This window comes from Paenibacillus aceti, assembly GCF_003614185.1.
Taxonomy (GTDB): domain Bacteria; phylum Bacillota; class Bacilli; order Paenibacillales; family Paenibacillaceae; genus Fontibacillus; species Fontibacillus aceti.
In genome coordinates, this window is sequence record NZ_KZ987724.1 from 3763159 (window position 1) to 3785459 (window position 22301).

The 22301-nt window shown below is 50.0% G+C and carries 18 protein-coding genes; 8 read left to right on the top strand and 10 right to left on the bottom strand.

Translation table 11 applies throughout. The annotated features are described in order from the left end of the window. The first annotated feature begins 10 nt into the window (after positions 1–10). The 7 genes from BFJ94_RS16915 to BFJ94_RS16945 all read left to right on the top strand — a co-directional run bounded on the left by BFJ94_RS16915 (position 11) and on the right by BFJ94_RS16945 (position 7867). Entirely contained in the window at positions 11–601 is a 591-nt protein-coding gene (locus BFJ94_RS16915) for a hypothetical protein (protein ID WP_120463709.1), read from the top strand. Positions 602–618: 17 nt separating this feature from the next. Beyond that, the gene (locus tag BFJ94_RS16920; protein ID WP_120463710.1) at positions 619–2301 is read left to right on the top strand and encodes a Ycf46 family AAA ATPase; all 1683 of its coding nucleotides are present in this window, start codon (positions 619–621) and stop codon (positions 2299–2301) included. Positions 2302–2313: 12 nt separating this feature from the next. Then, a complete protein-coding gene (locus BFJ94_RS16925) occupies positions 2314–2523 on the top strand; it encodes a DUF2997 domain-containing protein (protein WP_120463711.1) in 210 nt (69 codons plus the stop codon). 3 nt (positions 2524–2526) lie between these two features. After that, the gene (locus tag BFJ94_RS16930; protein ID WP_162944311.1) at positions 2527–2856 is read left to right on the top strand and encodes a WXG100 family type VII secretion target; all 330 of its coding nucleotides are present in this window, start codon (positions 2527–2529) and stop codon (positions 2854–2856) included. A gap of 18 nt (positions 2857–2874) precedes the next feature. Next, entirely contained in the window at positions 2875–4083 is a 1209-nt protein-coding gene (locus BFJ94_RS16935; RefSeq protein WP_120463713.1) for a hypothetical protein, read from the top strand. A 603-nt stretch (positions 4084–4686) separates the two neighbouring features. After that, positions 4687–5448: a hypothetical protein gene (locus BFJ94_RS16940; RefSeq protein WP_120463714.1), complete on the top strand. Its 762-nt coding sequence runs from the start codon at positions 4687–4689 to the stop codon at positions 5446–5448. After that, entirely contained in the window at positions 5441–7867 is a 2427-nt protein-coding gene (locus BFJ94_RS16945) for an Mbeg1-like protein (protein ID WP_162944312.1), read from the top strand. Before BFJ94_RS16940 ends, BFJ94_RS16945 begins: the two co-directional genes overlap by 8 nt. Positions 7868–8099: 232 nt before the next feature. Here BFJ94_RS16945 and BFJ94_RS16950 read toward each other — a convergent pair whose 3' ends face one another. From BFJ94_RS16950 to argC, 10 genes are all read right to left on the bottom strand, one after another. Then, complete coding sequence (locus BFJ94_RS16950; protein ID WP_120463716.1) at positions 8100–8825, bottom strand: polymer-forming cytoskeletal protein; 726 nt, start codon at positions 8823–8825, stop codon at positions 8100–8102. Positions 8826–8829: 4 nt separating this feature from the next. Beyond that, positions 8830–9474: a YhbD family protein gene (locus BFJ94_RS16955; protein ID WP_120463717.1), complete on the bottom strand. Its 645-nt coding sequence runs from the start codon at positions 9472–9474 to the stop codon at positions 8830–8832. Between the two features lie 126 nt (positions 9475–9600). Next, positions 9601–11613 (bottom strand): methyl-accepting chemotaxis protein, encoded by a 2013-nt coding sequence (locus BFJ94_RS16960; RefSeq protein WP_240431916.1) that lies wholly within the window; start codon positions 11611–11613, stop codon positions 9601–9603. Between the two features lie 370 nt (positions 11614–11983). Further along, a complete protein-coding gene (gene argH / locus BFJ94_RS16965; RefSeq protein ID WP_120463718.1) occupies positions 11984–13399 on the bottom strand; it encodes an argininosuccinate lyase in 1416 nt (471 codons plus the stop codon). Between the two features lie 501 nt (positions 13400–13900). After that, positions 13901–15139 carry an argininosuccinate synthase gene (locus BFJ94_RS16970; RefSeq protein ID WP_120463719.1) on the bottom strand — a complete coding sequence of 413 codons (1239 nt, stop codon included), beginning with the start codon at positions 15137–15139 and terminating at the stop codon, positions 13901–13903. A gap of 48 nt (positions 15140–15187) precedes the next feature. Beyond that, a complete protein-coding gene (gene argF, locus BFJ94_RS16975) occupies positions 15188–16150 on the bottom strand; it encodes an ornithine carbamoyltransferase (protein WP_120463720.1) in 963 nt (320 codons plus the stop codon). Continuing rightward, positions 16147–17337 carry an acetylornithine transaminase gene (gene argD, locus BFJ94_RS16980; RefSeq protein WP_120463721.1) on the bottom strand — a complete coding sequence of 397 codons (1191 nt, stop codon included), beginning with the start codon at positions 17335–17337 and terminating at the stop codon, positions 16147–16149. Before argD ends, argF begins: the two co-directional genes overlap by 4 nt. A 44-nt stretch (positions 17338–17381) precedes the next feature. Beyond that, positions 17382–18155, bottom strand: a complete 774-nt coding sequence (gene argB, locus BFJ94_RS16985; protein ID WP_229717108.1) for an acetylglutamate kinase — start codon at positions 18153–18155, stop codon at positions 17382–17384. Between the two features lie 119 nt (positions 18156–18274). Beyond that, the gene (gene argJ, locus BFJ94_RS16990; protein WP_120463723.1) at positions 18275–19507 is read right to left on the bottom strand and encodes a bifunctional glutamate N-acetyltransferase/amino-acid acetyltransferase ArgJ; all 1233 of its coding nucleotides are present in this window, start codon (positions 19505–19507) and stop codon (positions 18275–18277) included. A gap of 395 nt (positions 19508–19902) precedes the next feature. After that, positions 19903–20955, bottom strand: a complete 1053-nt coding sequence (argC, locus tag BFJ94_RS16995) for an N-acetyl-gamma-glutamyl-phosphate reductase (protein ID WP_120463724.1) — start codon at positions 20953–20955, stop codon at positions 19903–19905. A gap of 237 nt (positions 20956–21192) precedes the next feature. Here argC and BFJ94_RS17000 point away from each other — a divergent pair, with 237 nt between their 5' ends. Next, positions 21193–21630, top strand: coding sequence for a type II toxin-antitoxin system PemK/MazF family toxin (locus tag BFJ94_RS17000; protein ID WP_120463725.1), 438 nt, complete (start codon positions 21193–21195; stop codon positions 21628–21630). Positions 21631–22301 lie beyond the last annotated feature (671 nt).

Here is a 22301-nt window from a genome sequence, read left to right on the forward strand (position 1 = left end):
GGAGATTGATATGTTCAGAGCATATACCAATCGGGGCAAAGGCTGGGAAACCCTGCAGAGCTGGTGGATTCTTCTGACCCTCTTCCCTCTCGGAGTAGCCAGCTTCCTTTCGTTCTTGTACATCGGGTTGCGGGTAAAGAACTGGCGTTGGATCATTTACGGGCTCGTCTATTTAGGCGGCGCCATCGCAGTATTCGCTACCTCTGAAGGAGTTAGTGCGATCATCGCTATTACACTGTGGATTGTAAGCATCATACATGCTATCAAGGTACGATCGGCTTTTCTGATTCAACTGGATGTATACAAATCGGGTGAAAAGTCGCGAGAGCAGCAAAGAATAGACCGATTGCGCCAGGAAGCCCAAGCCAAGTTCCAACCGTCTAGTTTTCCGTCACCGACCCAACTCAAGCCCCCAGCCCCCAAAATAAAGACGGAACCTAATATGCGAAGCTTCACTGGGAATGATGCTAGCCCCAACGAAAGTCAGCAAACCGAAGCTAATCCACTTCATCCAGCCAACACATCTAACACATCCCATGCATCTGATGATTCTGCCACGAAGTTAAGCTCATCCGGCAATGGACGCCGGGTCGATGTCTAATGAAAAGGAGTGAAATTATGACATCCAGGAACGCTACTCATAAAACGAAAAAGCACCTGGCCAATCTATTTCGAGCAAGATTCCCTTATCTTTACATTCAAACCTGGGAGGAGGACCGGATTCTATCCTTGATCCGTGACGTGGCTCAGGACGCCGAGCTGATCAAGACAACGCGGGATGTTATTCTGTGGCGGGTAACGAGCGGACTGATCGACGGCAAGGGCCAGCCCAAGGACGACACGAAGCAGCCGCTGAAAGCCCTGGAATATATAGAAAAATACGATAAGCCCTGTATCTTCGTCTTGCAGGATTTCCATGTGTTCTTTGGCAGTGAATGGCGCACCCCGGATTATCTGATCATTCGCAAGCTAAGAGACATGCTGTCAAGTATTAAGCGGAGCGAGCATCCGATCAACGTGATTTTCACCTCTCCGTTTCTGACGCTGCCGGAGGATTTGCAGAAGGATGTGACGATTGTCGATTTTGAATTGCCCTCCTTCGAGGAGATCAAGGCGGTGCTGGAGCAAATGATTCAGATGAATGAGCAGAACGGGCGGATTCAGATCGATCTTGATGAGGAAGGAAAGGAACGCTTGGCCAAGGCTGCACTCGGCCTGACACTGTCAGAAGCAGAGAATGCCTTCGCACGAGCTATCGTTGAGGACGGCAAGCTGGGGGCTCAGGATGTGGAGATCGTCCTGGAAGAGAAGGAGCAGATCATCAAAAAGAGCGGAATTCTGGAGTTCATTCGCAGCGACCTGAAAATGACCGATGTCGGCGGTCTGGAAAATTTGAAGCGCTGGCTATCGAAGCGGAATAAATCCTGGCTGGATTCGGCGCGAAAATACGGACTACCTGCTCCTAAGGGCGTGCTAATTACCGGTGTACCGGGCTGCGGCAAAAGCTTGATCAGTAAATCGATCAGTTCCATGTGGCAGCTGCCCTTACTCCGGCTCGACATGGGCAAGATATTCCGCGGTATCGTCGGAAGCAGTGAGGAAAATATGCGAAAAGCGATCCAAACCGCCGAGGCCATCTCCCCTTCCATCCTCTGGATTGATGAGATTGAGAAAGGCTTCAGCGGTTATTCTGGAGGCTCGGACAGCGGCACTTCAGCCAGAGTATTCGGGCAATTCCTCACCTGGATGCAGGAGAAGACCAGTCCCGTATTCGTGATTGCAACGGCCAACAATATCTCCCAGCTGCCAGCGGAGCTGATGCGCAAGGGGCGGTTTGATGAAATTTTCTTCGTTGACCTGCCTACCCGGCAAGAGAGAAAGGAAATCCTGAAAGTTCATATTTCCAAGCGTTTAATAGATCCGGAGGTGGCTGGTGACTTTGAACTTACCGATGAGATTCTGAATCTACTATCCTCTAAATGCGAGGGCTTTGTGGGCGCGGAGATTGAGCAATTGGTGATCGATGCCCTGTTCGAGGCCTATGCGGAGAATTCATCGGTTCGTCTGGAGTATTTTGAGAGGGCGATTATGAATACGATCCCTCTGTCCGTGACGCTTGCGGAGCAAATCCGCGGCATAAGAGAATGGGCGAACGTCCGTGCAGTAGCGGCAACTCCAAGGGAGGATCGCGAAGAGTATACGAATGAAGGGCTCGCTATCCCCCATGGCGGGATTCTCTCCAGTATGGATGAGTTCGATGATGTCCGGTTCAAGCGTGGCGGAAGAACAGTTGATTTTTAGAGGAGGAGCGATATGGCGGAGAAGGTGCAAATTCGGCTCTATCCAGATGGCAGGATTGAAGCGGAGACGTTAGGTATGCAAGGTGAGAAGTGTACGGATGTTATCGCCCTGCTTGAGCAGCTGTTGAATGCGGAGGTGGTGAAAACCAACCTTAAACCGGAATACCATGAAATCGCGGAAGTTAAGTCTAAGACCCGTCAACCATTAAAATGGGAGGAATGAATTGTGTATTCTTCGAGTGAAATCCGTTCTGCTGCCAGAAAGACCTCGCAGGGTGAAGCGGATCTGAAGCGGTCCGAGAGACAGCTGAATTCTGATATTCAAGAGGCCGCTTCCTGGTGGAAAGGCAAAGCCGGCACGGCCTTCAAGAATGATTATACCGGGCAAACCAGGAATGAGATCACCAGATTGTATACGGAAATCCGCAGTATCGAATCCGGGCTGGAGCGGCTGGCTCGCGAGGTTCAGATCGCTGATGAGCGGCGTCGGGCCGAGGAGGCCAGAAGAGCTCTGGAGCAGCAAAGACAAGAGCAAGAGCAAGCCAAGCGAAAATAAACAAGGAGAGCAAATGTGATGCTGAATGATAAGCAATATTTATGGTTATGTGAGCTGGCGGATAGCGGTTTACTACAAGCGCAGCAGCACTCCGGGAGTGTATTGGAAGTCGTCCGCGGCTTGCAGCCTGCGTTAACGGCGCGAGAGTTGGATGACTTGGCTGAGGCTATTCTCGGTAGCGCCAGCTATGCCGACTTTGAGCTGCAGGCACAATCCTCAGGCGATGAACGCCTGGTGAATTGGGTTCTGCTCTTGAACAAAGAGCAGCAGCAAGGTGTAATTGTAGTAGGATCAGAGCCTGGAAAATCCGCAGTTTCAGAGATCCCTTCGCTTCCATTGGATAGTGTGGTGGATGGCGCGGCGCATTCGATTCAGGAGCAATTGCCAGCTGAAGCTGTGGTCGTCTTTACTGGACTGGGTCAATGCGGCTGGTATGCTGCCTTGTTGGCGGAGAGGCTGGATGCGGAAGCGGTTGTTTTTGGCGCGCCTACTATGGAGGAACTCCCGGGCAGAGCCATCAATTATGTGGGAGAGGATACACCGGTAGGAGAATATACGGAGAAGGTCGTATTTGTAAAAGAGATCGATGAACTCGGTACCGAGGCGGATACCATTCCGCTGTTTCGGAAGCTGGCCTTTGATGATGGTGGCAGATTAGTCGTCTCAGAGCAAAGCGAGTTCTCTCGCTTCGTAAGCTGGTTTTACAATACTGTGGGAACGGTGGAACCGGCGATCTGGAATCTCTTTTTTCCAGGGATGGAAGAGGAAGAAGCTGTTATTCTCGCCGATCTCGGCGTATACTCTGTCTTCTTGAAGGTCGGCGAGCTTACCCAAGAGAAGCTCCTCCGTTCGATCAACGACACCGTACGTTATGCTGCAGGGAAGCTGGAGTCCCAGCGCGGTCAACTGGCTGCCCAATTGGATAAACTGCCGGATGAGGACTATGATGACCGGGTCGTAGAGGTAGCGGAGAAGTATACGAAGGAAGCGGCTGAATTCATCGGGCATACCTTCGACAGTGTCCAGACCGTGCTAATGGGAGTCGCTCTCTTTACGCTGGAGCGGGCAGATGGAGGCTTCGATACGGAGTCCCTGATCGACAGTTTCCAGATACAGCTTCATGAGCTATTGGATCAGGAAGTCGAGCGCGTGAAAGATACCCTCGATCAGGCCGTCGCCCGCCGATTGGAGCAAGCTTTCCAGCTTCCTGCATTTGAGCTTGAATGATGAGATAGAGGTAGAAGCGACTTCGCGCCCAACTAATTGCATAAATACACTTATTCCCGTAAAAAGGAGTTCGCCGTCAGTAGATAGCTGCGGATATACAACTATTTAGTTAAAAAAGCTTCATTCGCACACAAACCCAGCCAAATAGTTGTAGAAAAACACTTATACTCTCTATCGAAGGCCTAAAGCGGTGATATAGTTGCATATTTGCACTTATGATCTATTATGCCTCGTCCTAATGGGATAGTCATGGGATGCAAATGAGGAAGCGCCTTCGATTTGACTTCGACTATCTTCGACTCTTATAGTAACTTGATTCTTGACGAGAACTACCTGCCTGATGGAGCTACTTAACTGCATAAAGTACACTTAACCGCAACCTATCGGCGCCAATTGTAGCTTTAACTGCAAAACATACACTTAAAATCCTATTTCCCCCGCCTTGAGCAGGTTTGAGTGATTTTAAATGTACTAAATACACTTACATAAGAGGAATTCCGGATCTTCCCGGAAAATAAGTGTATGAATATACAACTAACTGAGGTGAGATATTCTACAAATGGAACCATATAGCTATTCCAATTCAGCGTTGGGAGGGATCTGATGAATCAATGGGCAGCACGTACACTACTCGTTGTTTTAGCAGGAATGATCATTATTTTAGGAGTGAGCGGATGTATGAGTAAGAAAAAAACAACAGAAGAAACCAAACCTACCCCGGAGGTTGTCAAGGAAAAAGTGTTAACCCATCTACAGGAGAAGTATGGAGAAGAGTTTGTTCCGGTATCTTTTAGCGGTAGTAGTTGGGCTTATGCTTACAATACGATGTACGTATATCCAAAGAGTGGATCGAAATCGGACTCCGTTGAGGTCCACATCGTGATTAATAAGGATGGTACTTATGATATTAGCGACGGGTATTTCGGAATTTATATCCGTGAAAAGTATGAAACAGTAATTTCTGACTTTGTTAGTGACTTCTACGAGGATTTTAAACTGTATACGGATTTTGGAGAGGGCACTTTACCAAATCGTTTAAATAAGAATAGTGGTATTGAACAAATGTATGTTAATGAAGATGAAAATGTTTCGTCCCATACAGTTATTTTTGTCAAAGAGGATTCGGTTAAAGGCCAAGATGTAGAATCGACCTTAGTGGACATGGCAAAGAAAATGAGAGCTAAAAAAATGGTTGGTATGCTTCGATTATATGTCGTTAAAGGCGAAAAATTTGAAGGAATAGATTTGAATGCATTAAACGCAGTGGATGAAAGTGAGTACTTCCTAGGAAGCCAAAAGTCCGTCATGGTTACTCATGAGTTGAAGATAAGACAAAACAGAAAGGAGGTTGATGTTGATGGCTGAATTAAGCGAAAGTCAGTTAATTCTATTAGACAACTTAATATATCTTAATGATGTTGCTAATAAAGACGGCCAAACTGTATCAATGATCGTCGACAACCTGTTATATTCTAATGGACTCAAAAAAAGTGAATCTATAAAAGACGGGGCCGTCGAATACCCTGGTATGATGAGCAAACAAGAGTGGATATCCATTCTGAAGGCGATTGAGAAAGATCCCCAGTTGATGAATATGACGATAAAACACGGCCAAGTCGGTCACGTGTACGACCAAAAAGGAAACATCGTCGTGAATCAGCAGGGGAAGCCGTTAGAGGTTGGCGCGCGGATGGCTACCTTTGTGGATAGTAACAATAATGCTACGGTGGTCTTCCGCGGTACGGCGGGAGACTTCGAGTGGCATGATAACGGGACGGGCGGGTATTTATCCGATACGGTGATGCAGAAGCGCGCCCTGGAGTATATTGAGAGTCTGCCCTACAACCATATTACGGTTACCGGCCACTCTAAGGGAGGCAATAAGGCTCAATATGTCGGGATTCTCTCCGATAAGGTGGATCGGGTCCTCTCCTTGGATGGGCAAGGCTTCTCCAAAGAATTCGTTGAGAAGTATAAAGATCTGATCAACCAGAACAAACATAAAATCACCTCGATCTCCGCTGAAGATGACTACGTAAATTGTCTCCTGATTCCTGTTGCCGGGAAAATGATCTACATAGATACTGACTATCAAAAAGACTTCCTTAGAAACCACAGCCCGGGCATCGTTCTGGATGCTAATGGACAATTAAGAGATACTTCTACACCCGGAGCTATTCCGAGGTTCATTAATGATTTGACGATCTACTTGAACGCTCATATGAAAGAACCGCATCGCAGCTATGCGATGGATGGACTACTAGCTTTAATGCAAAGCGGAAACGAAGGGTTTCAAAAAGCAAGCGGTTTTCACACCCTGGGAAGCGCCATCATTACACTTCCCTATCTGGGGGGATATCTTCTGGAGAAGGCCGCCCAAGGAGGAATGGATTTTGGGAAGCTTCTAGCCGCCTTTCTGGGTGCCGTTGTACTGCCTCGCGAATTTATGGATGACTTTTTTCGTTATTTGAAGATCAATGCAGAGAATTTAGGCTACCTGATTCAATTAGGAAAAGAAATCGGCATGATCCTGGCTCCTATCATCATCGAAAAGCTGGCCGCCTTTGTAACTAATTTAGGAAATCAGATTGCCGATAAGGCCAAGGAAATCGCTGCAAGCATCGTCGCCTTCGCAGGAAAAATCAAGGACGGATGGGACACGATGGTGCACAAAATCAGCAGCTTTGTATCGGACCTTAAAAACGCCGCCCTGGAAAAGCTTCAGAATTTTAAAGAAAAAATGTTTCAGGGAATCAAGAACTTCAGTAACTGGGTAGCCGAGGGCACGAAAAAAGCGGTCAACGCCGCTAAAAACACCTGGAATCGCGCAGTGGATACGGTCAAAGGCTGGTTTGGAAACATGAAGGAGAAGGCCGGGAATGCGATCAGCAGCCTGAAAGCGGGAATCAAGCATACGGTCAAATTAACTCGAGCGGCCATCGGTAAATTCATCGACGCTTCGGTAACGAAGGCGAAGGAAATTGGCAACTGGCTGGTCACCAAGCTGGATCAGGCCCGAGGTAAGATACGGGAGCTAGGCGCTAAAATCCAGGCGGCATTCCATGCCTTCGTAGACAGGTTGAAGGAAGGCTGGGAAAGCCTCAAGGGTCATATGAAGAGCCTGGCTGGAAAAGCCAAAGATACTGCAGTTCAGGTTTCTAAAAACATCGCTCAGTTTGCCCAAAATCTCGTCCAGACGGTGAGAAGCTTCTGTGATAAGCTGGCCGCCGCCTATCGGCGAATCATGGACGGTATCAAGCAATCCTGGGATAAGCTCGTTGACAAGGTTACTACCCTGTACGGCAAGCTCAAGAGTACGATCAGTATCAAGGTTCACGAGTATAAAGACAAGATGAAATCGATGGTCACCCTGGCCAAGGGAAAAATCAAAGACCTCGGCAAACAAGCTTATAAGGGGATCAAGCAGTTCGCCAGCAAGGTGATAAAAGGAATGTCACGAATCTCCGGCGGCCTGCTTATGGTCAGTGTGGATCGGCTCGACCATTTGCAGACGAGGTTCAAACGAGCGGATAACGAAATCATGTCCACCACCGGACGGATTATGAGTGATGCGGAGCGTATTGCTGCTGATGTCTCGCGTTCTTATAGCGAATCCAACGTGCAGAGCCAAGTTCGCCAGCTTCAGCGGGCGATCGATGATGTGCGAAATCGCAGCAGACGAATTGCGGATGAATTGCAGCGCAAGACCCGTTCTATCAGTATCGCCAGAGAACAGTATTTAAAAATCGAGCACATGGTGAAAAGTGAGATCCGAAGCACTTAATAAGCGGGACGGTAAATCCGGTAGTTGCAAATCATACACTTAAATTCCCGAATTATCGTAACTACCTGGCAACAAATGTATTCCGTACACTTAAAATAACTCATTCCTGTACCCTTTAGGAAAAACGTTATTTTAAGTGTACTTTTTGCAATTAAAATGGTGTCGAGGCTAATTAATGCTGATTTAGTTGTATTCTATGCAGTTAGGTATAGCTCTACAGCTACAGCTACACCTACACCTGCTCCGCGCTTCCGACCGAAGCCCTGGGATCGATCTCGCAGTGCCGCTTATACTCCACCCGTTCAATTTCACAGCCCGGTCCGATCTTGACCGCATCTCCGCGCACGATTCTGGCCCGCGTCTCCTCCAGCTCCACGAGATCTCCTTCAATGCTGTCCGCCGTCAGCTTCGCCGCCAACGAAGGGGTGATCAGGCTTAACAGACGTCTCGGCGAAGACTGCTTCTGCCGTACCACAATTCGCTCACCGCCGATCTCCCGGGCCTGGCTGCTTCCTTCCAGCAGAATCTCCAGTTCCCCCGCATTGATCATGCCGTTCGCACGGATCAGACCATGTACCTTCAAGGTCTCAAACTCTGCATTTTCCCCAATCTTGATGCCACCGTCTACCTTCGCATGCTCAGCGGATACGCCTCCGCCCAGTGTCAGCATTCCGTTAATATCGATCTTGCCAAACTCTACATTTCCCTCCACCTTCATCGAGCCATCCACGCGCAGCTCACCGCCACGAACCGAGCCGGATACAGAGGCCGTTCCGTTCGAGCGTAATTTTCCCGCCTCCACCGAGTTCTTTACCTTCAGGGTACCATTCGAGGTCAATGAGTTACAGACGATGTCTCCGTTTAGCGTAGCCAATCCATCTGCTACAATCTTCCCATAGGTTCCTCCGGCCACCTGGCCGATCCCGTTAATCTTCAAGTCTTTGAATTCACTTCCCATTAACTTAAACCTCGCTCCCGTTTATAAGTAGCTTCAATGCCTCCGTACACTGTGCCAATGATAGATGGGCAGCAATCTTCGCCCCAGGATCTACGTAGATCTGCGGGTCATTAGCAACGAGAATGAAGGTGGACACTCCCTTTTTACGTATTAAAATAATCCCACCATCCATTCCCGCAATCCGCGGCAGATGCTCATTCAGCATCTCGATCAACAGCCGTCCTTCCTCCAGCGAAATATCACCGCTCTGCAGCCACTGATCCAGCACATACATGCTCAGCAGTTTATCGAACTCAAATAATAGAGATTGTGCTGCCGGATCGGCCACCTCAATATATAAATTCAAGGCAGACGATGTAACCATGTTTCGTTCCAATATTTCACCTGCGGTCAGCCGAATATCCGCCAAGCCAGGTGAGAATACATCTGCCAATGCATCCAGAGACAGATCATCCTTCATATTCAGAATCCGGTCGATACGTTGAAGAATTTTATCACGTGGAAAAAAGGTTTCCTGTCCAGTATAGGAAGATTTGCGGATGAACCACTGCTCCGGAATCAAGTTCTTGCGCTTCCAGCGATACAGCTGACCGTATGATATACCGGTCACATCCAGTAGCTCCTTTTTGGAAATCAAGTCTTCGTTCATACGTATCCCCCTTTCTCAGAAATTAATGTAACATAACATTGTTACGTAGTAAAGCGGACAAAAAATATCTCTAACGCATTCGAAATCCAAGTCCAAATACGCTAGAGATATAGTCTGCATTCTATATTATTCTTTTTCCTTATCCAGCTTGAAATACTCTACTTTACTATGCATCGATGTAGCGATTTGAGCCAAGCCCTCTGCTGCGGAAGCAATCTCCTCCATAGAAGCGAGCTGCTGCTCAGTAGCTGCCGTTACACTCTGGAAGTCGTCCTGGCTCCGGGCTGAAGTCTCCGCAATATGAGCTACCGAGGCGGCTACCTCGTCAGCACTTGCCGACATCTGCTCAGTAATAGCTGATACATCCTGGATTTGTTCCAGAATCTGCTTCGTCGATTGCTCGATCTGACGGAAGGCAACCTGCGCGTCATCGGGCACAGACATCCCGCGTTCTACATTCGTAACAACGTCCTGACTCATCTTCGTATAGGCTTCCTGAGTCAAATCAGCCATTTGTACCAAACGGCCCTGAATCTGTTCAACCGTATCCTTCGATTGTTCAGCCAGCTTGCGAACCTCCCCGGCTACGACGGCAAAGCCGCGGCCTTCCTCACCTGCTCTAGCCGCTTCAATCGCTGCATTTAGGGCTAGCAAATTCGTCTTCTTGGCGATATCGGCAACCGCTGAGCCCATCTCGGCTACATGGGAGCTGATCTCATTCATTTGACGAATCAATTCGGCCGACTCCGACGTAGAGCGATGAATTTCACTCATCTGCGCTGCCACAATAGCTACCTTCTGACTACCGGTATGGATATCCTCCTCCGTCTGAGAGGAAGAGCTTGCGATCAGATTCGAAGCCTCGGCGATTCTATAGATACCCTGGGACATCTCTTCCATCGCTCTCGCCCCTTCTGCCGAAGAGGTCGCCTGTCTCTCCGCATCCTCGGAAGCGTTCTGAACGAGCTCCACGACATGTTCAACAGCCTTCGTATTATGCTCGGTGCTCGCCGTCAGCTCTTCACTGGAAGCAGCGAGTTGCCCGGAAATATCTGCGACACTACCGATAATATCCCGGATCGTCGAGACCATACTATTGTAGTTCCCCGTCAATTGACCGATCTCGTCCTTGCTGCTGACCGCAACCTTCTCATTCAAATATCCTTCTCCGACCCGCTTGGACGACAGATTCAATCTTTCGATCGGCAGCGTAACCGCCCGGACCACGAAGTACAGCACGGCAAGCCCAAGAATCAGAGCAATCCCTGATATGATCAAGCAGTTCCAGAATATCGGCATCGCCCTTTCATCGATTTCCTTCATCTCCAGCACACCGACAATCTTGAAGCCTGTCCATTCATTTGTTATAAAATAAACCCGCTGATCATTGCCGCTAACCGGACTCTTATAGTTGATGAATCCGGATTCGGCGGCATGGATCTTATCCACCTGCTCGCCCTGAATCTCTTCACCGATCTCTGTCTCAGGATCGGCTACCACCCGATTATTCCGGTCCATCACATAAATGTAGCCTCGCTCGCCCAGTTTCGTGCTCTCGGCCATCTCATTGATTTTGGACAGATTCAAGGAGACCGTGATCGCACCTTGTTTATCCGGCAGCGCACGGCTGACGAATAGACTGTAATTGCCTGTAGAAGTCGATTTGAACGGATCTATAATAACCGCTTTATCAGGCTCATCCAACGCGGCCTTATACCAATCGCGCTCTCTGGGATCATACTCCTCCTCACCCGTCTCCACCGCCTTCATCCAGGCCCCGTTGTTATTCCCGATCACAATATTGCCTGTATCCGGGTGCTTCTCAACGAAGAGCTTAAGCAGCTTCTGAACCTCCGGTGACTTGCTATCAATCTGCTGTGAGCTGATCTGCATAGCTAGCTGATCTGCATTATCGACCTGCGCTTCGATCAACCGATCCAAAGACTCGTTGAACAGGAACGCGCTCATTTGGGTCAGATCATCCGTGCTCTCTCGCAGCTCCGTCTTCGCACTATTGAAGCTGCCGATTGCGATGACGATACTAGGTACAATAAGCATCAGAGCAAATAGAATGAATAATCGGTTACGTAAACTTCGTACTTCTACTAAAGATTTTAATCGTTTCATTAGTCCTTTCAAGAAAGCCCCTCCTCTGATTTGCAAATATGCTAAAAACTTGATAAATCACCCCTTCGATCCCTCCTGAAAATATGTATTTGTGCAGCAATGAACATGAGGTTAATTCACATGATTTTGCAGGGTATAAAATTACAAGATATCCATTTCTTCGACAGAATTCGAGCGTTTCTTAATATGTCCTAGAAAATTTTCATGAAAAATTAATAATCCTTTTCAAACTATTGCAATCCAGCCATATTATTCCCAAATCATACATGTATTGAAATGCGGAGCGCTCGTATGGACACGTTATAGCCTCTCTTCGAGAGACAGCAAAAACCACCACATCCACAGATGGACGCGATGGTTCAAAGTACAATCTGATCTTATGCTATTTGCTCTTCTCTGTATATTCTACGACCCAGCTAGCCGTAGTATGGAGCCTTTCCTCCGCACGCCCGATCGCCGCTGCTACCTGTCCCGAGGCCGTTCCGCCATAGACATTGCGGGCATTCACCACTGCTTCCGGCTGGAGCACCGCATAGATGCTCTCATCGAACAGACTGGAGAATTGCTTGAACTCCTCCATCGTCAGATCAAGCAGGAATTTATGGTTCTTAATACAGTACAGCACCGTCTTCCCGATCACCTCATGGGCTTGGCGGAAAGGCATACCTTTCCCGACCAGGAAATCGGCAATGTCCGTGGCATTGGAGAAGTCCTTGTTCACCGCCTCGCGCATCTGCTCTTTGTTCACCTTCATCGTGGCGATCATCGGGGCGAACAGCTTGAGCGCTCCTTGCAGGGTCTCCACCGTATCGAACATGCCCTCCTTATCCTCCTGCATATCCTTGTTGTACGCCAGTGGCAGCGATTTAAGGACGGTGAGCAGGCCCATCAAGTTGCCATAGACGCGCCCTGTTTTGCCTCGAACCAGTTCGGGGACATCGGGGTTTTTCTTCTGCGGCATGATGCTACTGCCGGTGCAGAAGGCATCATCCAGCTCGATGAAGCGGAATTCCGTGCTGCTCCACAGAACCAGTTCCTCGCTCAAGCGCGACAGATGCATCATCAGGATCGAAGCATCGGCCAGGAACTCAATAATGAAGTCGCGGTCGCTGACAGCATCCAGACTGTTCTCATAGACGCTGTCAAAATGAAGCTGCTCGGCGACGAAATGACGGTCGATCGGGAACGTCGTCCCGGCCAGCGCCCCCGCCCCGAGAGGCAGCACATTGATGCGACGATAGCTATCCTGCAGCCGTTCGATATCCCGCTGGAACATCGAGACGTAAGCCATCAGATGATGGGCGAACAGAATCGGCTGCGCCCGCTGCAGATGCGTGTAGCCTGGCAGAATCGTCTCCAGATTCGCCTTGGCTTGTCCTAACAGGGCTTCCTGCAGATCATGGAGCAAGCCCACGAATTCTACGACCCGTCTCCGCAGATACAGATGCATATCCGTCGCTACCTGATCATTACGGCTGCGCCCGGTATGCAGCTTGCCGCCGACCGGGCCGATCTCGTCGATCAGCTGCTTCTCGATATTCATATGGATATCTTCGTTCTCGATCGAGTATTCCAGTTCTCCGCGGCGGATTTGTCCCAGCACGGTATGAAGCCCTTCCTTAATCTTCTCGACATCCTCCTCCGGGAGAATCCCGCATTTGCCCAGCATCGCCACATGCGCCAGACTTCCCTGCACATCCTCCTCCGCCAGAGCCTGATCGAATCCGATCGAGGCCGTATATTGCTCGACCAGCCGGTTCGTCTGCTTGGTGAAGCGTCCTCCCCACAGTTTGCTCACCTGACCCACTCCTTATCTATAGATAGATCCTCCTATGCACACTCCGTGCTCTTATAGGCTCTCATTTTTCGTAAATATCGCTAATAGCTGCAATAATACACTTATCCTCGGAAAAAGCTTCCTGGACTCAGGAAATAGATGCGAAAATACAACTATCTCCTGACACAAGCCCCGATCCCACGCCAATCCGTCCAAATAGATGTATAAACGCATCTATATTCGCTATGAAGAGCCTGACGGGCCGACATAGTTGCAGATTAGCACTTATATCATCTATGACATAGCCCCGAGAAGAGTATAATAGCTTCCACTGAAGTTTCTAGTTGTATAAAGTACCGTTAGAACTCCACACTTCGGCTCTAGCCGTACATTAATTGCAAAAGGTACAGTTAAATAATTGTTTTTCCGCGATTGGGTGAAGAAGGAGAATACTAAATGTACAAAATGCAACTAAAAGTAGCCTTCCCCCGCCATCCCGCAAAATAAGTGTATAATTTGCACTTACAATACTACACTCTGTTCTACTCCCTTGCCTACTTTCAGACGCAGCGCGTTCAAGTGAATGAAGCCCGTGGCATCGCCTTGATCATAGGCCTGGCTTGGATCAGCCTCCATAGTAGCAATATCCGGATTATAGAGACTTACCGGACTCTTCACACCGGCGGCGATAATATTGCCCTTATATAGCTTCAGACGAACCGTACCCGTCACATTCTTCTGGCTCTCGGTGACCAGCGCCTGTAGTGCCAGACGCTCCGGCGCGAACCAGAAGCCATTGTATACCAGCGTGCTGTAGCGGGTAATCAGGCTGTCGCGCAGGTTCATGACTTCGCGGTCCATGGTGAGCGACTCCATCTTGCGATGCGCCGTGAACAGAATCGTTCCGCCCGGAGTCTCATACACCCCGCGGCTCTTCATGCCGACGAAGCGATTCTCTACCATATCCACCCGGCCGATGCCATGCTTGCCGCCGAGTTCGTTCAGCTTCTCCATTACGCCAAGCGGACTAAGCTGCACGCCGTTTATTGCCACACAATTGCCTTGCTCGAAGTCCAGCTCCACATATTCCGCTTGATCCGGCGCATCCTCCGGCGATACGCTGAGCAGATACATATCCTTGTTCTCCGGCGCCGCCGCATCGAACCATGGATCTTCCAGCATGCCGCTCTCATAGCTGATATGCAGCAGATTGCGGTCCATCGAATACGGCTTCGCAGCCGATGCGGTGACCGGAATCCCGTTCGCCTCGGCATAAGCGATCATTTCCGCCCGACCCGGGAAGCGATCGCGGAACTCATTCAGCCGCCACGGTGCAATGACAGCGATCTCCGGTGCAATCGCAGCCGCCGCCAGCTCGAATCTGACCTGGTCATTCCCTTTACCCGTCGCCCCATGCGCGATTGCTGTCGCCCCTTCAGCCCGGGCGATTTCCACCATCCGCTTCGCAATCAACGGGCGAGCGATACTCGTTCCCAGCAAGTATTGCCCTTCGTACAATGCTCCAGCCTGGAACATCGGATGGATGAAGTCCTTGGCGAATTCATCGCGCAGGTCATCGATGTACACTTTGGAAGCACCGGTCGCAAGCGCCTTGGCCTCCAGACCGTCCAATTCCTCCTTCTGACCGATATCCGCTGTAAAGGCGATGATGTCTGCATCGTAGGTTTCTTTTAACCATTTCAATATAACGGATGTGTCGAGGCCACCCGAGTACGCCAACACAATTTTCTGCTTCGCCATAGTCTCTCTTCCCCTTTGCTTGATATATAACCTTATAACCGGCTTCGTCTAGCCGATCAATGCCGCCATCAGCGCCTTCTGTGCATGCAGACGATTCTCCGCCTGATCAAAAATAATCGAGTGCTCGCCATCGATCACGCCCACACTGACTTCCTCCCCGCGATGGGCAGGCAGGCAGTGCATGAACACATAATCCGGCTTGGCATAGGAAGCCAACTGTTCATCAACCTGATAATCCTTAAAAGCCAGCTCCCGCTGCTTCTGCTCTTCCTCAAAGCCCATGCTGGCCCAGACGTCCGAATAGATGACATCGGCATGCTGTACCGCCGCTTGCGGATCGCGAACCACCTCAATGATCGCTCCCGTAGCCTTGGCGAATTGCTGTGCCTGCTGGAAAACCGCCGCATCAGGCTCGTAGCCCTCTGGACTGGCCACGGATACATGCACTCCGAGCTTCGCCCCGCCGATCATCAGGGAATGAGCCATATTATTGCCGTCGCCGACATAAGCAAGCTTAATGCCTTGCAGCTTGCCCTTATGCTCGTAAATCGTCTGATAGTCCGCCAGCACCTGACATGGATGCGCCAGATCGCTAAGCCCGTTAATGACAGACACCGAGGCATACTTAGCCAGCTCGACCACCTTGTCGTGTCCGAACGTCCGAATCATAATGCCATCTAAGTAACGGGACATCACACCCGCCGTATCCGCAATCGTCTCGCCGCGACCGAGCTGGATATCATTTTTACTGAGGAACAGCGCATGGCCGCCCAACTGATAGGTGCCGACTTCAAAAGAAACTCTCGTCCGGGTCGAGGACTTCTCGAAGATTAAGCCGACGGTCTTCCCCTTCAGCGGCTCATACACTTCTCCGTTCTTCTGCTTCCGCTTCAGTTCAATCGCCAGATCGAGCAAATATTGAATCTCCTCGGTGGAGTAATCATCCATTTCCAAAAAATCACGGCCGCGCAAATCAAAAGTCTGGTTTGTCAATGCTTGGGACAGGCTCATAGCTTCGCTTCCTCCTTGCTCGTATATGTGGTAATGATCGCCGTCAGTGTGTCCACCGCTTGATCGATCTCTTCATGGCTTACATGCAGGTTCGGCAGCAGCCGAATGACATTAGGACCCGCGGTCACGAATAACAGCTTATTCTTCTGTCCGGCAGTCACCAGCTCCGCCACAGTCTCCACACATTCGATCCCGACTAGCAGGCCCATGCTGCGGATGTCTTTTACGAAGGGCTGTCCGTCAAGTGCCTCCTTCAAGCGTTCGAGCAAATATTGACCCGCCTCGGCCGCTCTCTGTGGCGTGTTCTCTTCCTTCATGGTCGTCAGTGTTGCAATCACCGCGGCTGACGCAACCGGATTGCCGCCGAAGGTGGAAGCATGGCTTCCCGGCGCGAAGGCCTCGCGCAGATATTCCTTACCGAGCATCGCACCTGCGGACAGGCCGCTGGCGATTCCTTTGGCTACTGTGAAAATATCCGGCTCGATGCCGTATTGCTGGTGAGCGAACCAGGTACCGGTCCGGCCCATGCCCGTCTGTACTTCATCAATAATCAGCAACAGCCCCTGCTCCTGACACAGCTTGGAGAGCTCCTGGACGAATTTGTGATCCACCGGATACACACCGCCTTCAGCCTGAATCATCTCGATCATGATCGCTGCCGTATGCGGACCGATTGCGCTATGCAGTGCGTCCATATCGTATAACGGAACCGTCTTGAAGCCAGCAGGCAGCGGCAGGAAGCCGTCCTTCACCTTCTGCTGGCCCGTAGCCGTCAGCGTGGCCAGTGTACGCCCGTGGAAGGATTGCTCGAAGGTAATGATCTCGTAGCGGTCGGCGCCCTTTATTTTCTGATGATAACGACGTGCCAGCTTGATCGCTGCCTCATTCGCCTCCGCTCCGCTATTGCAGAAGAACACCGCATCGGCACAGCTGATTTCCGTTAACAATTGCGCCGCCTGCTCCTGCTGCGGGATCTGGAACAGATTCGATACATGCCATAGATCATCGAGCTGCTCCTTGACTTTCTGCTTCACCTTCTCCGGGGCATGCCCAAGATTCGTAACGGCGAGCCCGCTCATGAAATCGAGATAACGATTGCCCTGATCATCCCATAACCAGCTGCCATGGCCCTTGACCAGATTGATCGGAAAGCGTGAATAAGTTGGAAAAAGTGCGCTCTGTGCCATTGTCAATTCAACTCCTATCCCTTAAATGTTATCTATGCTAACGGCTAGCCCATTCGAACAATTCGCGTACCGATCTTTTCGCCGGATAGTACCCGACCCAGAATGCCCGGCTCACTGCCATCCACGATAATAACTTCGTTCACCTTGCCCTGGATACAAGCGACTGCGGCTCTAACTTTAGGAATCATGCCCCCATAAATCTCGCCCGTTAGTATCATATCCTCGATTTGCTGTACCGTGACCGTCTCCATCACACACTTCTCACCGCCGATATTCTTCAAAATCCCTGGAACATCCGTGACGACGATCATCTGCTGCACGCCTAAGACCGATGCTACCGCTCCGGCAGCTGTATCGGCGTTAATGTTATAGCGGGTGCCATCCTCTCCGATGCCTACCGGCGCAATGACTGGCATATAGCCGAGCTTCAGCACGCCTTCGATCAGCTCCGCATTCACATCCGTTACATCGCCGACCCATCCGACCTCCGACGCGGTCTGCACCGGCTTGGCGGTAATCAAGCTACCATCCACCCCGGACAATCCCAATGCCTTGCCGCCCGCTTGGCCGATGCGCCGGACCACCTTCTTGTTGATACTGCCCGCGAGCACCATCTCTACGACATCCAGCACTTCCTCGGAAGTGTAGCGAAGTCCATTCACGAAATGAGTCTCGATCCCCAGCTTATTCAAGTTATCTGAAATGGCCGGGCCGCCGCCATGTACGATCACAGGCTGTACGCCGCTGGCTTGCAGCCTGGCGAGATCATTGTAAAAAGAGTCGGGTAGCTCCTCCAGTGTGCTGCCGCCGCACTTCATGACAAATGAGCTTCTCTCCCCTTGCTGATCGTTCAATAGTGGGTTGCCTTGCACCCCCTGCTTGCCCTGCAAAGCTGTCTCCATATGGATGAACCTCCTTTTGATAGATTGATAGTTTATTAAGTGCGGTAAGCCGCATTGATTCGTACATAGTCATAGGTTAAATCGCAGCCCCAAGCGGTGGCCTGACCTGCTCCATAATGCAGTTCGACATGAATAACGACCGTGTCGCCCTGCAAATAGGCAAGCGCCTGCTCTTCGTCGAACGCTACCGGCTGCGAGCCGATTAATACGGGGATGTCGCCGAGCTTGATATCGACGGTGTCCGGGTTCACCGGCTCCCCTGCGCGGCCCACCGCCGCGATGATCCGGCCCCAGTTCGCGTCAGCGCCGAACATCGCCGACTTGACGAGGCTCGAGCCGATCACCGTCTTGGCGATGGCGCGGGCCGACTGATCCGTGACGGCTCCGCTCACCGTCACCTCGACAAGGCGCGTCGCTCCTTCGCCATCGCGAGCGATCGCCTGGGCCAGTGTCTGGCATACATGCCGGAAGGCCGCCGCGAAGCTGTCCCAATCGGGATGACCCGGGGCCAGCTCCGTATTCCCGGCCAGCCCGCTGGCCATTGCGATCAGCATATCGTTCGTGCTCGTATCTCCATCGACGGTAATCATATTAAAGGTGACATCCGTCGTCTGCCCAAGCAGGCCTTGCAGTGCCTGTTGGGAAATCACTGCATCTGTCGTCACAAAAGCAAGCATCGTGGCCATATTCGGGTGAATCATTCCGGAGCCTTTGGCCGCTCCTGCAATCGTCACTTCATGGCCATCCACGGTAAGCGTGACGCAGGACTCCTTCTTGACGAGATCCGTCGTCAAGATCGCTTGCGCGAACTGGTCGGCGCCCTCATCCCCTGCCGCTAATGCAGCCGGCAGGCCGACAATCCCGCCGACCACGCGATCCATCGGCAGCAATTCGCCGATGACGCCGGTAGAAGCGACGGCCACCTCGCTTGCAGCGAGGCCGAAGGCATCCGCGGCTGCCGCGCGCATCGCATAAGCGTCGGCCTCGCCCTGGCGGCCGGTGCAGGCGTTGGCGTTGCCGCTGTTCACGACCACCGCCCGCAGCCGCCCGTTTGACGCGATCGATTCGCGCGTCACCTTCAGCGGTGCGGCCTGGAATGCGTTGGTCGTGTAGACCGCCGCCGCCGTCGCCGGCACCTCGCAATAGATCGCGCCGAGATCATTGCGCGATGTTTTCTTCAGGCCGCAATGCAGCCCGCCGGCCTGGAATCCCTGCGGCGAAGCAACCGTGCCTTCCGGGACAACCTGAAATAAACTAACCACTTCCATGACGATCCTCTCCATTCCCCAATCCTATTTATCTTGTAAACTGTTAAGCTGCTGAAGTAATGTACTGCGGAACTACCGGACTACCAAATTACTGGACTGCTAAAAACTACTGGACTACCAAACTGTCGCCAGTACTCTGTTCCCGCCCCTTGGCTGTGAGCCTTAGCTTACGAGCTCCCCTTCTGATTTCTAAGGAAACGTGGTATCGCTATTTGCACCAAAAGCAGCCTCTGAAAATTTTAACGAAACTGGGGATTGCTATTAGAGCAAATTAGGGGGTTAACACCCCGATTTCCCCAGAATAACGATATGGTGTTTCGTTAAAATAGATTTACCGCTGTTTTTGGGGAAATAGCAATCTGTAGTTTCCTTAGAGCATCGGACGACCTGATCTTTTATGGATACACCGGACTAAACTTAAGCCCCGTCGTTTCATCCCAACCCATCATCAGGTTCAAATTCTGTATCGCTTGACCGGCAGCTCCCTTGACGACATTATCCGTCACCGCCACGATCGTGACCCTTCCAGTCCGCTCATCCACAGAGAATCCGATGTCGCAATAGTTCGAGCCGAACACTTCCTTCGTTGCTGGCCACTTCCCCGCCTCACGAATACGCACGAACGGTCTTCCGTTATAGAACTCGCGGTACAACTCCACAAGCTTCTCTTCTGTATAGTCCCCCTGTAATTTGGCGTACATCGTACTCATAATTCCTCTGGTCATCGGCACCAAATGGGTCGTAAAGGTAACCGTCACTGGAGTCCCAGCTGCGCGCGTCAGCTCCTGCTCAATTTCAGGAATATGCTGATGCTTATTTACTTTATATATTTTCAAATTTTCATTTATTTCTGCGTAATGGGTGGTCAGGCTCGTGCCCCGCCCTGCCCCGGATACACCAGACTTGGCATCGATAATGATGCTTGCTGGATCGATCCAGCCTGCAGTTAGCGCAGGCAGCAGGCCTAGCAGCGTCGTAGTCGAATAGCAGCCCGGGTTAGAGATGAAGCTGGAATCACGTACAAACTCTCCATTAATCTCACATAGCCCGTAGATCGCTTGCTCAAGCCACTTCTGATCCGCCGCCTCCTGCTTATACCACGCTTCGTACAATGCGCCATCCTTGATCCGGAAATCCCCGGATAGGTCGATTACACGCAGCCCGGCTTCAAGAAGCTGTGGGACCAGCTTGCTGCTTACCCCGGAAGGGGTAGCTGTAAAGACTACGTCCGCCTTCTGCGCAATCTCTCGCGGATCTACACCGTCCAAATTCTGCACCATCAGCTCCGACAAATGCGGAAAGCCGTCCGCAATCGGCTCGCCCGCACTGGAGGATGAAATCACCGATACAATCTCTACATGCGGATGTCCCATTAAAAAACGAATCAGCTCCACGCCTCCGTAGCCCGTGGAACCGACAATCGCGACCTTTACTTTTACAGCTTCCACTCCTCTTCCTCCTCTTCCCAGCACCTGCTTCTATATCCTTATGCATAAATCTGTAATTAATATGTATTATTATACGTTTGAACTTATATAAATACAACCATTAATTTGATTCCCTATTTGCAACCATTAAAGAATAGCCAAATATAAGGATAATTTCCCCAAAAACTTGATTTGGTTAACTAATTAGATAGATAATTACATTATCGAATTACATTTTGAAAAGGATGGTGAGACTCATTGTTTAAGATAGACAAACGGGAAGTTAAACAGGAGGTAGAGAAACTAGGGAAAAATAGAAAGACAACCAAGGGTTTGCAAGTTACACCAATAGCTAATCCGTACAAGAAAGCTGTCTGGAACCTGATGGACAAGTTACAAGAATCAGATGCGTATTCTATGGTGCAATGGTTGATTCATGTCGAAAGATGGATAGATGATCATGGGAAAAACGTCACAGCAAGATATAGTCGGGGAGATATCGTATTTATTGAACTTGGCGCAATGAATTTTGGATTTGAGGCTTCCTACGAACACCCTGCAATTGTTATTGCAAATAGTTATAACACTGTTCTAATAGCACCCTGTAGTTCGAAAACTCATGGCAAAGGCAGAAGAGATGTTATTGATATTTCTATAACCGATACATTGGGATGTCCAACAACACAACAGGTTTAACTAGTAATTCTGGCATCGGTGTAGGTGGGATTCGATGGATAAGTAAAAATCGTATACTAAATCGGTCTGGAAAGGTTACCAACCTAAAGATTTTGGACCAGATCGATGACTACTTACTAAGCCAATTATTCTTCTATAATGTAGTTTCAGCCCAGCATGATAACGAAATTTATGACCTGAAACTCGAAAACCAGCAACTAGAAAGGAAGCTCGATGAAATGAACAGTATTCTGAGAAATATTGAACAGTTACTGGCAGCTCACTCTACAGACTTACTACATTCTTTTAGATCCATTGCAGCTGGAAAAGCTGATTAGTCGAACCACTACTTATTGACATTTCATACAACTCACGTTATCATATACATAATTAATAGCAGTATATCGTCTATGAAGCGGATGCCTCTGAGAAGAGGGTCCGCTTCTTTGGTTTTCAGATCAAAATTACATAATATTTAGAAAATTGCGTCAATTTAATTGCAAATAATACACTTATATCGATGGGAATTATTGCGGATATTGTTTTAGTTGCATTTCGTACACTTAGACTCGCCCTTTTTCATGAATCAAGGAAAAACGTTATTTAAACTGTATTTTTTACAATTAAAGTGAGGCTACAGCCAATTTTGTGTTTTTAAGTGTAACCTATGCATTTATGACCCGGACATGTCT

Coding starts and splice junctions, on each gene's coding strand:
- BFJ94_RS16920 (WP_120463710.1), top strand. CDS start 619: ATGACATCCAGGAACGCTACTCATAAAACGAAAAAGCACCTGGCCAAT.
- BFJ94_RS16970 (WP_120463719.1), bottom strand. CDS start 15,139: ATGGCGAAGCAGAAAATTGTGTTGGCGTACTCGGGTGGCCTCGACACA.
- argB (WP_229717108.1), bottom strand. CDS start 18,155: ATGAAGTGCGGCGGCAGCACACTGGAGGAGCTACCCGACTCTTTTTAC.
- BFJ94_RS16945 (WP_162944312.1), top strand. CDS start 5,441: ATGGCTGAATTAAGCGAAAGTCAGTTAATTCTATTAGACAACTTAATA.
- BFJ94_RS16915 (WP_120463709.1), top strand. CDS start 11: ATGTTCAGAGCATATACCAATCGGGGCAAAGGCTGGGAAACCCTGCAG.
- BFJ94_RS16950 (WP_120463716.1), bottom strand. CDS start 8,825: ATGGGAAGTGAATTCAAAGACTTGAAGATTAACGGGATCGGCCAGGTG.
- argD (WP_120463721.1), bottom strand. CDS start 17,337: ATGGCACAGAGCGCACTTTTTCCAACTTATTCACGCTTTCCGATCAAT.
- BFJ94_RS16925 (WP_120463711.1), top strand. CDS start 2,314: ATGGCGGAGAAGGTGCAAATTCGGCTCTATCCAGATGGCAGGATTGAA.
- argJ (WP_120463723.1), bottom strand. CDS start 19,507: ATGGAAGTGGTTAGTTTATTTCAGGTTGTCCCGGAAGGCACGGTTGCT.
- argF (WP_120463720.1), bottom strand. CDS start 16,150: ATGAGCCTGTCCCAAGCATTGACAAACCAGACTTTTGATTTGCGCGGC.
- BFJ94_RS16955 (WP_120463717.1), bottom strand. CDS start 9,474: ATGAACGAAGACTTGATTTCCAAAAAGGAGCTACTGGATGTGACCGGT.
- BFJ94_RS16940 (WP_120463714.1), top strand. CDS start 4,687: ATGAATCAATGGGCAGCACGTACACTACTCGTTGTTTTAGCAGGAATG.
- BFJ94_RS16935 (WP_120463713.1), top strand. CDS start 2,875: ATGCTGAATGATAAGCAATATTTATGGTTATGTGAGCTGGCGGATAGC.